Source organism: Nonomuraea sp. NPDC052634, from assembly GCF_040678535.1.
In the GTDB taxonomy this organism is placed as follows: domain Bacteria; phylum Actinomycetota; class Actinomycetes; order Streptosporangiales; family Streptosporangiaceae; genus Nonomuraea; species Nonomuraea fastidiosa.
The window spans coordinates 534,991-550,539 of record NZ_JBFATY010000005.1 but is presented as its reverse complement, the minus strand read 5'-3'; the positions used below and the strand labels follow the sequence as shown (position 1 = coordinate 550,539).

General features: G+C 69.2%; 11 protein-coding genes. 4 read left to right on the top strand and 7 right to left on the bottom strand.

Annotation, left to right across the window (positions count from 1 at the left end; translation table 11 throughout):
* Positions 1–533 precede the first annotated feature (533 nt).
* The 3 genes from rsmG to AB0K67_RS25025 all read left to right on the top strand — a co-directional run bounded on the left by rsmG (position 534) and on the right by AB0K67_RS25025 (position 4,135).
* Positions 534–1,205, top strand: a complete 672-nt coding sequence (gene rsmG, locus AB0K67_RS25035) for a 16S rRNA (guanine(527)-N(7))-methyltransferase RsmG (RefSeq protein WP_364064609.1) — start codon at positions 534–536, stop codon at positions 1,203–1,205.
* Between the two features lie 137 nt (positions 1,206–1,342).
* The gene (locus tag AB0K67_RS25030) at positions 1,343–2,278 is read left to right on the top strand and encodes a ParA family protein (RefSeq protein WP_364064607.1); all 936 of its coding nucleotides are present in this window, start codon (positions 1,343–1,345) and stop codon (positions 2,276–2,278) included.
* A gap of 894 nt (positions 2,279–3,172) precedes the next feature.
* Positions 3,173–4,135, top strand: coding sequence for a ParB/RepB/Spo0J family partition protein (locus AB0K67_RS25025; protein WP_364064605.1), 963 nt, complete (start codon positions 3,173–3,175; stop codon positions 4,133–4,135).
* A gap of 2,964 nt (positions 4,136–7,099) precedes the next feature.
* Here the strand turns inward: AB0K67_RS25025 and AB0K67_RS25020 are convergent.
* The 3 genes from AB0K67_RS25020 to AB0K67_RS25010 all read right to left on the bottom strand — a co-directional run bounded on the left by AB0K67_RS25020 (position 7,100) and on the right by AB0K67_RS25010 (position 11,352).
* Positions 7,100–8,146: a low specificity L-threonine aldolase gene (locus tag AB0K67_RS25020; protein ID WP_364064602.1), complete on the bottom strand. Its 1,047-nt coding sequence runs from the start codon at positions 8,144–8,146 to the stop codon at positions 7,100–7,102.
* 689 nt (positions 8,147–8,835) lie between these two features.
* Positions 8,836–9,792: a D-alanine--D-alanine ligase gene (locus AB0K67_RS25015; RefSeq protein WP_364064600.1), complete on the bottom strand. Its 957-nt coding sequence runs from the start codon at positions 9,790–9,792 to the stop codon at positions 8,836–8,838.
* Positions 9,793–10,119: 327 nt separating this feature from the next.
* On the bottom strand, positions 10,120–11,352 hold the full coding sequence (locus AB0K67_RS25010) for a PLP-dependent aminotransferase family protein (protein ID WP_364064761.1): 1,233 nt from the start codon (positions 11,350–11,352) through the stop codon (positions 10,120–10,122).
* Between the two features lie 271 nt (positions 11,353–11,623).
* Here AB0K67_RS25010 and AB0K67_RS25005 point away from each other — a divergent pair, with 271 nt between their 5' ends.
* Positions 11,624–12,241 (top strand): GNAT family N-acetyltransferase, encoded by a 618-nt coding sequence (locus tag AB0K67_RS25005; RefSeq protein ID WP_364064598.1) that lies wholly within the window; start codon positions 11,624–11,626, stop codon positions 12,239–12,241.
* A 189-nt stretch (positions 12,242–12,430) separates the two neighbouring features.
* Here the strand turns inward: AB0K67_RS25005 and trxA are convergent, their stop codons facing one another.
* The 4 genes from trxA to sigM all read right to left on the bottom strand — a co-directional run bounded on the left by trxA (position 12,431) and on the right by sigM (position 15,549).
* Complete coding sequence (gene trxA / locus AB0K67_RS25000) at positions 12,431–12,745, bottom strand: thioredoxin (RefSeq protein ID WP_364064595.1); 315 nt, start codon at positions 12,743–12,745, stop codon at positions 12,431–12,433.
* Positions 12,746–12,755: 10 nt separating this feature from the next.
* Positions 12,756–13,688: a thioredoxin-disulfide reductase gene (trxB, locus tag AB0K67_RS24995; protein WP_364064593.1), complete on the bottom strand. Its 933-nt coding sequence runs from the start codon at positions 13,686–13,688 to the stop codon at positions 12,756–12,758.
* Positions 13,689–13,892: 204 nt separating this feature from the next.
* A complete protein-coding gene (locus tag AB0K67_RS24990; protein ID WP_364064591.1) occupies positions 13,893–14,924 on the bottom strand; it encodes a hypothetical protein in 1,032 nt (343 codons plus the stop codon).
* Positions 14,914–15,549 (bottom strand): RNA polymerase sigma factor SigM, encoded by a 636-nt coding sequence (gene sigM / locus AB0K67_RS24985; RefSeq protein WP_364064588.1) that lies wholly within the window; start codon positions 15,547–15,549, stop codon positions 14,914–14,916. Before sigM ends, AB0K67_RS24990 begins: the two co-directional genes overlap by 11 nt.

The following is a 15,549-nucleotide window of genomic DNA, read 5'->3' as shown; positions in this document are numbered from 1 at the left end:
GCTTTGACGGGTCGGCCGCGGGTGTGGCCGGCCCGTTCGGCTGTCAGGACCAGACGGCGAGTCCTTCCGCTACCTGACCACCTGACCGACGACATCCAACGGCAGCCGACCGGACCATGGCTGCCGACAGGGGCCGACGGCGGACGACGGCAACCGACGGGCCGACCGCGGACGACGGCAACCGACCTGTCCCCGGACCAGCGGATGAGCTTGATCGGAACCGGACCCGCCGACGCATCGGTCCCATATGCCGCTTCCCGAGTGCCGCTTCCCGGGGGGCAGTCCTTTTCCCCGGTACGCTTCCTCAGGGCGCGTCCCCACCCCCGGTACACCGACATTTCCCCCTTTATCGGCCTGCGCGGTGTTGCGCTGACGGCGTGCTCACAGGCCACCTTCACCAAGGCCCGCTAGGCTTCCCTTGTGATCTCACCCCGTAGCCTTGGGTGGAGACCGGATCCGTCGCCGCGGCCTAAGCGCGCCCGGCGACCATCACCCCGATCACGGGCCACGAGCCCCAGAAAGGCCACCTACCAGTGAGCGATGAGCTTCCGGAGCCGCCGGAGATAGCGAGGGACGTCTTCGCGGGGGAGGCCTGGGATCGCGCCATCACGTTCGCAGACCTGCTGGCGGGTCCCGGTGTCGTCCGCGGGCTGCTGGGTCCGCGGGAGGTGCCCCGGATCTGGGATCGCCACATGCTCAACTGCGCCGTCGTAGCCGAGGCGGTGCCGCCGGATGTGCGGCTGGTGGACATCGGCTCCGGCGCCGGCCTGCCCGGTGTGGTGCTCGCCATCGTCCGGCCGGACATCACGGTGACGCTGCTGGAGCCGCTGCTGCGCCGTACCGTGTTCCTTGAGGAGTGCGTCGAAGCGCTCAAGCTCGACAACGTCGAGGTGCTGCGCGGCCGGGCGGAAGAGCTGGCGGGCAAGCGCGTGTTCGACGTGGCCAGCGCCCGTGCGGTGGCGCCGCTCGATCGGCTGCTCAAGTGGGCGATGCCGCTGCTCCGCGAGGGCGGCGAGCTGATCGCCATGAAGGGCGAGCGCGCCGCCGGCGAGCTGGCCGAGGCACAGGAGCAATTGCGCGCCGTCGGCGCCCGAACGGCCGAGCTCGTCACGGTCGGGCGCGGTAAGGTCGAGCCGCCTGCAACATTGGTTCGGGTGGTAGCGGGTCGCCCGCCGGAGCGAGCCAGGCGGCGACGAAGGAGGTGACGGTTGTGCCAGTCGCGTCAAGTGGTCTTGGCTGGCCGGACGGCCCTCCGTCTCAGAGTCCAACCGGGGTTGGCTGGCCCGAAATGGGCGTGTCGCGACAGCAAATTCCCGGCACCGGCACACCAGTGGTTGAAAGGATGGCCATCGTGACCCAGACCCCCCTGAACCCCGGTGATTCGCCGTTGGTACGAGAGGCGCTCAGCTCAGTGGTTTCACGTGAAACATCTGCAACCCCGACGGCCGCCCAGACTGGCGAGGCATCTGGCGATGGCGACGGCGGCTGGCCGCGTCCGCCCAAGACCCGAGTGATCGCAGTGGCCAACCAGAAGGGCGGCGTGGGCAAGACGACCACCTCGGTCAACATCGCCGCCGCCCTGTCGATGCACGGCCAGCGGGTCCTCGTGGTCGACCTCGACCCGCAAGGCAACGCCTCCACCGCGCTGGCGACGGAGCATCGTGGTGACGTCCCGGACGTTTACCAGGTGCTCGTGGACGACCTGCCGATGGCGGAGATCGTCAAGCAGGTGCCCGACATGCCCAACCTGTATTGCGCTCCCGCCACCATCGACCTGGCCGGTGCGGAGATCGAGCTGGTGTCCTTGGTGGCCAGGGAGGCGCGGCTGCGGCGGGCGCTGGCGGCGTACGATGCGATCAAGTTCGACTACATCGTGATCGACTGCCCGCCCTCCCTCGGTCTCCTCACCGTCAACGCGCTGGTGGCGGCCGACGAGGTGCTGATCCCGATTCAGTGCGAGTACTACGCGCTGGAGGGCCTCGGGCAGCTGCTGCGGAACGTGGACCTGATCAAGGCTCACCTGAACCCGACGCTGCGGCTCTCGACGATCGTGCTGACCATGTACGACGGGCGTACGCGGCTCGCGTCCCAGGTGGCCGAGGAAGTGCGGGCGCACTTCGGGGACACGGTGCTGAACACGGTGATCCCGAGGAGCGTGCGGCTGTCGGAGGCGCCCAGCTATGGGCAGTCGGTGATGACGTACGACCCGGGGTCGAGCGGGGCGATGGCGTACATGGATGCGGCCCGCGAGATCGCCCACCGCGCCACGGTCTCCTGACCACCTCCTCTGCCTTTTCCGGGCCCTTCTCGGCTCCGGACACCACTTACCCCGGGATCACGGTTTGCGTGCGGCGCGGGGTGCAGGAGCGCCTGCGCTCAGGGCTGAGCTGGGGGCGCCCTTGCTGGGTGCGCCACCGCGGGAAGCGTCGGGCGCCGGGGGCGTCCCGCCGTGGAATCATTGTGTCGTTCCGCGGGGTCGGGGTTTCCGCGCGGGGATCTTCGAGCCGCGCCTCCTAGGGCCGCGGGGCTTTTGCCGTCTAGGCGTGGCTCCGCGCAGAGCAAACTCCGAGATCGGAGCTTTCGTATCACGCCGCCCGTGTAGCCATCGGCCCGTGTAGCCATCGGCCTGCGCGGCGATGGGCCCATGCGGCGATGGTCCTGCGAGGGGATGGGTCCCGTACGAGGATGGGCCCTGCACGAGAATGGGGCCGCACGAGAATGGGCCCTTGCGGCGATGGGCCCCGCACAGGGATGGGACCGCGCGGCAAGCGAACCCGGCACCGGGAGCTTCGACGCTGGAAGGTTCGGCCCTGAGCGGTAGAGGACCCGTACGAAGCAGGCGCAGGGTAGCCATGTCGCGCGCCGACCCAGTGGTCACCGCCGGCACCGAATGGCTCTCTCGCACCGAGATGGCTCAGAGGCCGGGCGGGCCGAGGCGGCTCGGAGGCCGGGCGGGCCGAGGCGGCTCGGAGGCCGGCCGGGCCGGGATGGCGGGTTGAAAGCAGGGTGCAAAACGCGGATGGGCTGGGGCTCAGTCACGGGTTGGGCAGGTTTGTGACCGTGTCGGTGTAAATCCAACCGGACGGTGTGTGGCGAGGGGGCACTCGGTCCGGTCCACAACGGTAACCTCTCCTGGAGTGACCGGAATCGACCGGGTGGATGAGGAGACGCAGTGAGCCAGCAGCGGCGGGGATTGGGCAAGGGACTCGGGGCGCTCATCCCGACCGGTCCCATCGTTGACGGCACGGGGGCGGCGCTGGCCCCGGCCAACGGGTCGACGGGGGAGACGGGTCCCAAGCCGATTGCGGGGGCGTACTTCAAGGAGATCGCGCTCGAGGCGATCGTTCCTAACCCTCGGCAGCCGCGTGAGGTCTTCGATGAGGAGCGCCTGGAGGATCTGGCGACCTCCATCCGTGAGGTTGGGCTGCTCCAGCCGATTGTGGTGCGCTCGGTCGGTGGTGGTCAGTATGAGCTGATCATGGGGGAGCGGCGTTGGCGTGCGTGTAAGAAGGTCGGCCTTGACCCGGTGCCGGCGATCGTACGCAACACCCAGGACAACGACCTGTTGCGGGATGCGCTGATCGAAAACCTTCAGCGTGAGCAGCTGAACCCGCTCGAAGAGGCGGCGGCGTACCAGCAGCTTCTTGACGATTTTCAGGCGACGCACGATCAGTTGGCGAAGAAGATCGGCCGCTCGCGCTCTCACATCACCAACACCTTGCGTCTGCTGAACCTGCCTCCTGACGTACAGCTGAAGGTCGCCGCCGGGACGATCAGCGCCGGGCATGCGCGGGCGCTCCTCGGACTCGACGACCCGGAGGAGCAGATCCAGCTCGCCAAGCGGATCGTGGCGGAGCTGCTATCGGTACGGGCGGTCGAGGAGATCGTCGCCATGGGCAGTTCAAAGGCGGCCAAGAAGGCGCCACGCGACCGGAAGGCCCCCAAGCCCACCGCCCCCGGACTCACCCACCTCGCCGACCGCCTCTCCGACCACTTCGAAACCAAGGTGAAGGTGGACCTGGGGCGGCGGAAGGGACGGATCGTGGTGGAGTTCGCGACGATCGACGACCTGGAGCGCATCATCGGCACCATGGCGCCGGAGGCAATCCAGGCGATGCGAGAAGCCGAGGACTGATTTCCGCACTTCCGAGCTCCCGCACTCCCGAGTTCTCGAGCTCTCGGGTTCCCGGGCTCTCGAGCTCCTGAGCTCCCGAGTTCTCGAGCTCTCGGGCTCTCGGGTTCCCGGGCTCTCGGGTTCCCGAGTTCCCGGGCTCTCGGGTTCCCGGGTTCCCTGCTCCCGTGCTTCTCAGCTCTCGTGGCTGATGAGCTCTCGCGCCTGAGCTTCAGCTTCGGCCGCTCGCCCGCACCTCGGCCGCTCGCCCGCGCCGCCAAGCCTCTCGCGCCGCGTGGTTCGGTTTCTCGCGCCGCGCGCTCCGGTCTTTCGCGCTGCGTAGTCTGGTTTCTCGCGCTGCGCCGTCCGGTCTTTCGCGCCGTAAGTTCGGTCTTTCGACAGAACCCAGCGGGTGAGCTGAGGTTCCGCCACGGTGACGACGGCTGGCGCGACTAAGCGCGGTCGGGCGTTCAGACGGTCTGGTGGCTGGTGTCGACCCGCCGAAGTCGGCGCGGCCGAGGGACGCAGCTGACCGTCCTCGAACAGCCGGTCGCCCGCCCTGATTAGCGTGCCGCCCGCCCGGTCGCTGTGGTGCACAGGAGCCTGGAACCAGGAGCCTGGAACCAGGATCCGGGCACGGTGGACGGGCGACGCTCACTCACCACGCCCACCGCTCAGGCCCAGGTGTCCGCCGCTCAGACCAGTCGCCCGCTGCTCGGGCTAGTCGCCCGCTGCTCGGGTCGGTCGTCCGCCGCTCGGGCTAGTCGCCCGCTGCTCGGGCTAGTCGCCCGCTGCTCTGGTCGGCTGTCCGTCGCTCGGGTCGGTCGTCCGCCGCGCAGGCCCAGCCGCCCGCCGTCGCCTGCCGTTTGGTCCAGTCGCTCACCGTTGCCGGTGACGGATGCTCGCTACAAGCGCGGCGGCGGTCGGGCTGGGGGAGCGGACGGTGGATCGGCATCGAGGTGCGGCGGTTGGGTGCGGTTCGGCGTTTCGAGAGCCAGACGATTTCGTGGCGCAGGTGGCGGCTCGGCCGTGACGGCGCTGACGCGTCGCTCCGGGGCAGGCGATCTCATGGCGCTGATAGCGGCGCGCCCCGTGACGGTCTTGATGCGCTGTGGCTCGCGACAGTGTTGATGCAGCGTTACGGGGGAGGAGATCGCGTGGCCGGCTGGTAGCGACCCGGCTGCGGGGGTGGTGTCATGCTTCGCTGTCCGTGACGGTGCTCGTGCTGTGACTGCCCCTTCTGCACGGGCTGGCCGAGGCGGCTACCTGATTGAAGTCGGGCTGCGCCAATGCGGGATCGGCTGGGGAAACTGGGTGACCGGTCGTGGTGTTAGTTCGGCGCTTTTCCTGGTTTGCTTGGGAGCGCCGCGAGTTACGCGGAGATGTAGGGCATCTTCTGGCGAGCTGAAAGGACTAGCGGCGCAGGGACGGATCTGCGGGTGGGGGCCGTGAGTCCGAAGTGGCTCAGGGAAGTCTCGACCGAGTAATAGCGACTCGGGCCGCGCGTCTCGCGTGGGGGCGACTCGAGTCGCAGGATGGGGGCACGCGCGGTGGTGCGGTTGGTGATCGGCGTGCGGCTAGTGGGCGGGCGAGCCTTCGATGTTTCACGTGAAACGTGACGCCAGCGGCGGGCCCTGTGCGCCCGCGTAGGCCTACGTGCACGCGCGGGTTGCCGGCGCGAGGTTTCCTGCGGAACGAGTCCCCGTTGGGAGTCGCTGCGCGCGTGGGCTACGCGTTCGATGTTTCACGTGAAACAACTCAGCTCGCAGAGGACGGCGGTGGCGCTCGTGCTGGAGCTCGGTGGCGATTTCGTCGGTCGGATGCCGGGCGGCAGGCCGTCCGTTCAAGTGTGAGGAACTGGCAACGCGCGAGAAGCGGCGGGCGCCGGAAGGCGTCGATGCGTACGTGAGGGTGGGTGTCGCAAGGCGGCGAGGCGTAGGAAGCGGTGGGTGTAGCAGGGCGGCGAGGCGTAGGAAGTGGTGGGCAACCGGAAGACGATGAGGCATTAGAAGCGGGGGCGCCGAAAGGCCACAAGGCGTTAAAAGGTGGCGGCACGCGAGGTGGCAGGTGCAAGTAGTGGGCCCGCAAGGTGCTGAAGCGCTGCGACTGTGGTGAGGCACGGAGAAGCGTTGCGCCACGGCGAGGCCCAGCGCACGGCGAGGCGCTGTGGCCATGGTGAGGTGCGGCGAGGTGCTGCACCATGGCGAGGCCCAGCACACGGCGAGGCTCCGCACACGGCGAGGCTCCGCACACGGCGAGGCTCCGCACACGGCGAGGCTCCGCACACGGCGAGGCTCCGCACACGGCGAGGTGCTGTAGCGCGGTGGGGTGTTGCGGCGCGGTGAGGCGGGGGAGGCGCTGTAGCGCGGTGGGGTGTTGCGGCGCGGTGAGGCGGGGGAGGTGCTGCAGCGCGGTGGGGTGTTGCGGCGCGGTGAGGCGGGGGAGGCGCTGCGGCGTGGTGAGGTGCTGTGGCGCGGCGTGAGGTGCGGAGGCGGCTTGGCGGTACGCGTCCTCGTCGAGGGCGAGGCTTCGCTAGACAGGGTGTTTCACGTGAAACCGTTGTCGTGATGCTGGAGGTCCTCGGTCAGGTGACTGGTGCGTTCGCCTCGGAGGGCGTGGTGACGCTCGACGTGACGCGCTCGACGCGATGCGGTCCCACGCCCTGCTGTTGAGTGGACGCTGGCGGCGGCGGGGTGTCTGGCGAGGCTGTGGGTGCTGGAGGCCAGCACTCCAGAGGACGGGACGGGGAAGTGCGCCTCCGTGTTTCACGTGAAACACGGAGGCGGCCGTTTGGTCGCTCGGCGACTCGGAAACCCGTCGCAGCCGCGCGCCCGCAGCGGTCGTTGGCAAGGGGCGCCTGGGCCGCGTCAGCCGTCCAGCGCCTTGCCGGGCTCGCCGGTGGTCGGCGCGCGATGTTTCACGTGAAACCAGGGGAGTGCGTCTGCGGGGGAGTAGGCGGGCGAGGCAGTGTGAGAGTTAGCGCGTGGGTTACGCGGTGGCCGCCTTGCGGATGTCGTCCAGGAAGTCGTCTACGTGTTCCGGGGTGGTGTCGAAGGCGGTCATCCAGCGGACCGTGCCGGCGGTCTCGTCCCAGAAGTGGAACAGGTAGCGCTGCTGGAGAGTGTCCGCGACTGCCTTCGGGAGGGTGGCGAAGACGGCGTTGCTCTGCACCGGGTACGCCAGCGAGACACCGGGGATGTCCGTCAGTCCAGCGGCCAGGCGGTCGGCCATCTGGTTCGCGTGGGCGGCATTCCGGCGCCACAGGTCGTCCGTAAGGAGCGCCGTGAGTTGAGCGGAGATGTAGCGCATCTTCGAGGCGAGCTGAAGGGACTGGCGGCGCAGGAACGGGATGGCGTGAGACAGTGACGAGTCGAGCACCACCACGGCCTCAGCCGCGAGCGCGCCATTCTTGGTGCCGCCGAAGCTGAACACGTCCACGCCCACGTCGGTCGTGATCGCCTTGAGGTCACAGCCGAGGTACGCGGCGGCGTTGGCGAGGCGGGCACCGTCGACATGGAGGCGCAGGCCGTGCTCGTGAGCCTTTTCCGCGAGGGCGGCGATCTCGGCGGGGGAGTAGCAGGTGCCGAGTTCTGTCACCTGGGAGATGGAGACGACGGTGGGCTGCGGCTCGTGGTGGCTGCCGACGCCGCCCAGGCGGGACTCGATGTCGGCCGGACGGAGCTTGCCGTCCTCGGTCGGGACCGTCAGGAGTTTCACGCCGAGCAGACGTTCCGTCGCACCTGTCTCGTGGGTGGCGATGTGGGCGCTGTCGGCGCAGATGATGCCGTCGTAGCGGCCGAGCATGGGAGCCAGGCCGACCATGTTGGCGCCCGCTCCGTTGAGGACGGCGAAGCCCTGCGCGTCCGGGCCGATCACCTCCTTGATCTTCTCCTCGAATATCGCCGTCCACTTGTCGTCGCCGTAGGCGGGTGCGTCTCCGTCGTTCGCGGCGGCCATGGCTTCGAGGATCGTCGGATGCACGCCCGCGTGGTTGTCGCTGGCGAAGCTCTTGGGGTACGTGGAATCGAACAGCACACGGTAAGGCTACTGATCCGGGTTTCGGGTGCTGTCACGCTCGCGCGCGTATCGCCCACACCGAGGTGTCCCGTTCTGCTCTCGGCTGGCTTCGGGGGTGCGGCGCGTCGGTGTCGCCGGTTGGGCGTCGTGTCGGCTCGGAGTCGTGCATCGTGCTGGACGTTGCATCGTGCTCGGTTCGGGGAGCGGCGTGCGCCCCGCTGGACGTCGCGCCGCGTTCGGTTCGGGGACGTGTGTCGCGCTGGACGCTGTAGCGCGGCTCGGGTTGGGGCGTGTGTCCTGCTGGACGTTGTAGCGCGCTTGGAAGGGGGCGGCGTGTGTCGTGCTGCTTCTGGTGGTGTCAGGCGGTCCGTCCTGTGCCGGGTCGCCAGGCAAGTTCGCTCCTCCGTGGATTGGTGGTGGGGGACGCGGTGGGGTGGTGCGGTGGGCGCGACGTTGCGACGGTGCGGGCCGTTGGCGCCGTGCGGGTAGCATGGCGGGGCGATCTGGCAAGCCAACGTGACGGGGTGGCGGAGGTGTGGCGCGTTGGTGGGCGAGGCGGGGCGGCGGTGCGAGCGGGGGCGGTACGACGGCAGGTTACGGCGAACGGGGCGTGGCGAGGTGGCCGTGGCGAGGCGGCGGTGCGAGCGGGGCGGTGCGGCAGAGTAGCGCGGTGGGCCGCCCCCGCCCCCCTAGCGGTGGGCCGCGCCCTAGCGGGCCGAGCGGGCGGCGGCGATGCGGAGGAGGGTGTGGCAGAGCTCGCCCAGGTCTTGCCCGGCGGCCTCGGCGGACATCGGCAGGAGGGACGTCTCCGTCATGCCCGGCGCCACGTTCACCTCAAGGAAGTACGGCACGCCGTCGGCGTCCACGATCAGGTCCGTACGGGAGATGTCGCGGAGCCCGAGTGCCGTGTGCGCGGTCACCGCGGTTTCGGCGCATGCCGCGGCGGCCTGGGCGGACAGGCGGGCCGGGGCGAAGAACTCGGTGTGGCCGGCGGTGTAGCGGGCGGCGTAGTCGTAGACGCCTTCGTCGGGGACGATCTCCACGGCGGGCAGCGCCACCGGCCCCTCGCCGAGGTCGACGACGGAGACCGCCACCTCGACGCCCTCGACGTACCGCTCGATGAGCGCCGTGTCGCCGTACGCGAAGCAGCCGACCATGGCGGCGGGCAGTTCCTCGGCCGTACGGACGAAGGAGGCGCCGAGGGCCGAGCCGCCGCGCGCGGGCTTGACGAACAGCGGCAGTCCGAGACGCTCCACGATGCGGCCGAGCACCACGGTGGCGCCGAGGTCGTGGAAGGTCTCCTTGGGGAGGGTGACGGACTCGGGAGTGCGCAGCCCGACGGAGCGCACGACGGCCTTGGCGGTGGGCTTGTCGAAGGCCACCCGGCATGCGTCGGGGTCGGCGCCGACGTATGGCACGTCGAGCAGCTCCAGCACGGAACGGATCGCGCCGTCCTCGCCGGCCCCGCCGTGGAGGGTGACGAACACGGCGTCCGGCGGGTCGGCCAGGATCGAGGGTACGAGCGAGGCGTCGGTGTCACGGGTCTCCACGGAGATGCCCGTGGCCCGCAGCACCTCGCTCACCCGGCGGCCTGAGCGCAGGGACACTTCCCGCTCGTAGGAGAGACCTCCGGCCAGCACGAGCACGTGGCCCAGATCGCTCATCACTTCTCCTCCGCTGACGACACGCTGTCCAACCGTACCGGCGCTGGGGATCAGGTGTGTACGTGAGGTGCTATGTGGGGCGATCCCATCCCATCTCAGCCGATCGGAAGGGGATCTCTTGGCGCTGGGATGAGAATGCCGAAAGGAGAACGGGAGGGCCGCCCGCCCTCCCGTCACGCCGCGTCCTGCGCGGTGCCCTCCGGCACCGGAGATGCGCGCTGAGGATCAGGTGCTTCCCCGGTTCCGGAGACGCGCGCTGAGGATCAGGTGCTCTCTCGGTTCCGTAGAGGCGCCCCTGAGAGCCGGGCGCCTCTACGGGCGAGGGGGCTAGGCCAGGTCGGGGCCGGGTGTGTCGACGCCCTGGTGGTCACGCGTGGACCCCGTGCCGAACGTGTCCCGCAGCTGCATCTCCTGCTCGATCACCCCGGCCAGCCGCCGCACGCCTTCGCGGATGCGGTCGGGCTCGGGGTAGCAGTAGGACAGCCGCATGTGGCGGGCGCCGCTGCCATCGGAGTAGAACCCGGTGCCGGGCACGAACGCGACCCGCTCGGCCACGGCCCGCGGCAGGATCGCCTTGGAGTCGAGTCCTTCGGGCAGGGTGGCCCACACGAAGAAGCCGCCTCCGGGACGCGTCCACGTCACCTCGGGCGGCATCAGCGATTCGAGCGCGTCGAGCATCGCGTCGCGGCGTTCGCGGTAGAGCTCGCGGAAGGACTTGATCTGCTCGCGCCACGGCTGCGTGGCCAGGTATTGGCCGACCGCGAGCTGCGTGAACGACGAGTGCGACAGCACCGCCGACTCCATCGCGAGGATGAGCTTGTCGCGTATGGCGTGCGGCGCGAGCGCCCAGCCGACGCGGAAGCCCGGGGCCAGCGTCTTGGAGAACGAGCCGAGGTAGACGACGCCGTCGGGGTTGTCGGCGCGCAGCGCGCGCAGCGGCTCGCCGTCGAAGCCGAGCAGTCCGTACGGGTTGTCCTCGATGACCAGGATCCCGGCCCGCTGGCAGATGTCGAGCACCTGCTGGCGGCGGGCGATGTTGAGCGTGACGCCGGCCGGGTTCTGGAAGGTCGGGATGGTGTACAGGAACTTGACGGGCGCGCCCGCGGTCTCCAGCGCGTAGATCGTCTGGGCCAGCGATTCGGGCACGATGCCCTGATCGTCCATAGCGATGTGGACGACTTTGGCCTGGTACGCGGCGAACGTGCCGAGGGCACCCACGTACGAGGGCCCTTCGGCGAGCACCACGTCGCCAGGGTCGATGAAGATCCGGGTGATGAGGTCGAGGGCCTGCTGCGACCCGACGGTGACGACGACGTCGTTCGGCCCGGCGTTGATCCCCTCCAGCTTCATGACCTCGCAGATCTGCTCGCGCAGGTGCGGGTCACCCTGGCCGGAGCCGTACTGCAGCGCGACGGGGCCGCGCCGGGTGACGAGGTCGGCGACCAGCTCGCCGACCATGTCGAGGGGGAGCGCCGTGACGTACGGCATGCCGCCGGCGAGCGAGACCACCTCGGGCCTCGACGCGACGGCGAAAAGAGCTCGGATCTCGGAGGCGACCATCCCGGTAGCTCGCGCGGCGTACCGATCGACGTAGGCGTCGATGCGCGACCCTTGGGTCGCGGGTGTCTGACCGTGATCCAGCTCTTCTGTCACGGCCCACCTCCTAAGTGTCGTATATCGGACTGAAATACCAGATTACGCCAGACGGACATGTCGCCCGTGACCGGGCTGGACCGTCGTGGTGTCCGCTGACGACATCTGTACTGGGCTACGATGCCACCTGTGGACGCGGTTTTCGCGCGCTTTTCCGGGTCAACGATAGGGGCGGTAGTTGTCGCGCCGGCTGGTCAACATAACCCTGGACAATCTTGATGATCTGCCTCGCCGCTGCCGGCGGTGCGTGTTCTGGGAGCTGGATCCCGTCAACGGGGAGCGGGCGCTCGACGCCGGCGACCCGGCGCTGGAGAAGGAGGCGTGGCTGTCCAGCACGCTGCTGGAATGGGGCAGCTGCGGCAAGATCGTGTACGTCGACGGGGTGCCGGCCGGGTTCGTCCTCTACAGCCCGCCCCTTTACAGCCCGCGTTCGGTGGCCTTTCCGACCTCGCCGGTCAGCGCCGACGCGGTGCTGCTGATGACGGCCCACATCATTCCCGAGTTCTCAGGTGGCGGGCTCGGCCGCATGCTGATCCAGGGCGTGGCCAAAGACCTGACGCGGCGCGGGGTGAAAGCCATTGAAGCTTTCGGGGACTTGAAGTGGGAAGAGCCTAGTTGCGTAGTTCCAGCGGATTACTTGCTTTCTGTGGGGTTTAAGACGGTGCGTCCGCATTTGCGTTTCCCGCGGTTGCGGCTGGAACTGAAGACCGCCGTCTCGTGGCGTGAGGACGTCGAGGTGGCCCTCGAACGGCTTCTGGGCCATATGAGTCCGGAACGGGCTCTCCGTCCCGTCTGACGGCCCTCACAGCCCCGCAGAAGCCCCCGGCGGCGGTTGACCGTCCTCGGTCCTGGCCTCGCCTGACGCGGCCCCGTGACGTCCGACGCGGGCCCTCGCATGGGAAAGCCCCTCGCGGTCGACGACCACGAGGGGCTTTCGGCAGGGCGCAACGCGTCCCCCGAGCGGCGGACCACCGCCGAGAGCCGGCTAGATGATGCCCTCGAGCTCGCGCAGCAGCATGGCCTTCGGCTTGGCGCCGATGATCTGCTTGACGACCTGGCCGTTCTTGTAGACGTTCATCGTGGGGATCTGGAGCACACCGAACTGGCGCGGAACCTCGGGGTTCTCGTCGATGTTCAGCTTGACGATCTCCAGCTTGTCGCCGTGCTCCTTGGAGATCTCCTCGAGGATGGGCGCGACCTGACGGCACGGGCCGCACCACTCGGCCCAGAAGTCGACCAGGACGGGCTTGTCGCTCTTGAGGACCTCGGACTCGAAGTTGGCGTCGGTGACAGCCTTCACGGTGCGCTCCTTACTTCTCGTTGTTGGCCAGCCAGCGCTCGGAGTCGAGCGAGGCGGCACAGCCGGTGCCGGCCGCGGTGATGGCCTGGCGGTAGGTGTGGTCGACGACGTCGCCGGCGGCGAACACGCCCTCGATGTTGGTGGCAGTGGAGGGGTGGGCGACCTTGATGTAGCCGTTCTCGTCGAGGTCGATCTGGCCCTTGACCAGCTCGGTGCGCGGCTCGTGGCCGATCGCGATGAACAGCGCGTCGGTCGCCAGCTCGCTCTCCTCGCCCGACTTGACGTTGCGCAGCTTGACCGCCTCGACCTTGGCGTCGCCGATCACGTCGGAGACCTCGGAGTCCCAGACGAAGCGGATCTTGTCGTTGGCGAACGCGCGGTCCTGCATGATCTTGCTGGCCCGCAGCGTGTCGCGGCGGTGCACCACCGTCACCATGCGACCGAACCTCGTCAGGAAGTTGGCCTCCTCCATCGCGGTGTCGCCACCGCCGACGACCACGATGTCCTTGTTGCGGAAGAAGAACCCGTCACAGGTCGCACACCAGGACACGCCGTGACCGGAGAGCCGCTTCTCGCTGTCCAGGCCGAGCTCGCGGTAGCGGGAGCCCATGGCCAGGATGACCGACTTGGCGTAGTAGGTGTCGGTGTGGGTCTTGATCACCTTGGGGTTGGCCCGCAGATCGACCTCGACGACGTCGTCCGCGATCAGCTCAGCACCGAACCGCTCGGCCTGCTTGCGCATGTTGTCCATCAGGTCGGGGCCCATGATGCCGTCGGGGAACCCGGGGAAGTTCTCCACATCGGTGGTGTTCATCAGCGCGCCGCCCGCGGTGACGGAGCCCTCGAAGACAAGCGGCTTGAGCTCGGCACGAGCGGAGTAGACGGCCGCCGTGTAACCGGCAGGGCCGGAACCAATGATGATCACGTTACGAACGTCGCTCAACGCTCCACGCCTTCCTCGTCTGTCGATGCCACCGGCGACAACAGATCCTAGGCCGCAGTGATTCCCGCCCCACCCCACAACGCCGGTGCAAACGAAAGAGCCCGCGAACTGCGGGCTCTGACATGGGGTCACGCGGCCAGGACGGTGAAACGACGCCGAGTGTCGCGGCCGGGCCCGCGAGCGGGGCCCGGCCGGACCTCAGGTCTACCAGCGGCCCAGTGCGGGCTTGCGCAGGTTCTTGCAGTTGAACGGATCGACGACGTCGATGCGGATCCTCTTGGTCGCCTGGTTCTTCCAGCTCGCGACCACCAGCGCCTCCTGGCCGTTGTACTGGCCCTGGTCCACGGCGAAGACGTCGAGCTTGGAGCGGTTGGAGACCGCGGCGACGCACTTGCTGACCTTGTCGGCGTCGTTGGAGTCGCCGTGCAGCGCAGGAGCCGGAGCCAGGAAGCCCTCAAGAGGCAGGCGCAGCTCGGGGTCGCTGTAGTTGTGGTCGCTGTTGGTCAGCGCGTAGCCCCGAGCCGACGGGGTCGCACGGATCGCGCTCCGCGTGGGCTCCGCGGCGGACGTCTGCGGCGGCAGCGCCACGGGCGCGGGCTCGGCGGGCGTCTGCCCGCCCGCGGCGAGCAGGCTCGTGCCCGCCACCACCGTGCCGGCCACGACGGCTGCGGCCGCGGCCGCGACCGCGGGCACCGCCCAGCGGCGCCGCCGGATCGACCGGCTCTTGGCCGGGACGATCGTGCCGTCGTCGGCGACCACGCCGAGCCGGACCGGCTCAGGGGCACCGGCGGGTTCGTCCCGCGCGGGCTCAGCGGTCTCCTCGAGCCGCGCGGGCTCAGGAGCCTTCTCCAGCCGTACGGGCTCGGAGACCTCCTCAAGCCGGGCAGGCTCGGGAACGAGCCGCACGGGCTCGGAGACCTCCGCCGGGCGCTCCCACGGGGCGTCCCGCATGAGCTCATCCCAGTCCGGTGGTTCCGCGAGGCCGACACCTCCGGCGCGCCGGGACTCCGCCTCGGCGGCGAGCGCCTTGTCGATGCGCAGTGCGACACCCATCGGCATGGCCGGTGTGGGCGTCGCGGCCAGCACCTCGCGAACCGCCGCCAGGTCAGCCAGTAGCTCCCCGCAGGGGTCGCAGACCGCGAGATGCCCGCGGACCTGGCGTGCCGTGTCGGCGTCCAGGAGACCCTCGGCCAAATCGGCGAGAGTGTCCAGATCGTAGTGCGTATCACCCGTCACGAAGTTCTGCTCCCTTCGCGGATGAGACGCGATTGAGGGTGGTTCGGTTCCGCAGATGCGAAAGAATTGGGGCAAGTTTCGCGCGCCCTCGGGCGCACCGGCTCTTCACCGTGCCACTCGGCACTTGCAGCACTTGAGCTGCGTCTTCGACTGAGTAGCCCATCATGTCCACCAGCACGAGCGCGGCCCGCTGGTCGGCGGGCAGCAGTTTCAGCGCGGCCGAAACCTCCATCGACACCTCGCGCTCGACGGTCTGGTCGGGCAGCGGGGTCTCGCGCTCCGCCGCCTCGATCAGCTCGTCGTCGGCGACGGGCCGTACGGATTTACGGCGCATCCTGTCAAGGCAGGCGTTGACCACGATGCGGTGCAGCCAGGTGGTGACGGCCGCTTCGCCGCGAAACGTGGCGGCCTTGCGATAGGCAGAGACGAAGGCGTCCTGCACGGCGTCGGCGGCCTCGTCGGGGTCGCCGAGCGTGCGCAGGGCGACCGCCCACATGCGGTCGCGGTGTCTCTTGACGATTTCGCTGAAGGCGCGTGGATCCCCGTTGATATGTGCGGCCAGCAGCTCGGCGTCTGTGAGCGCCGGCCGCTCCGCTGCTGAGGGTGTCTCGGGTGGGGAGTTCAC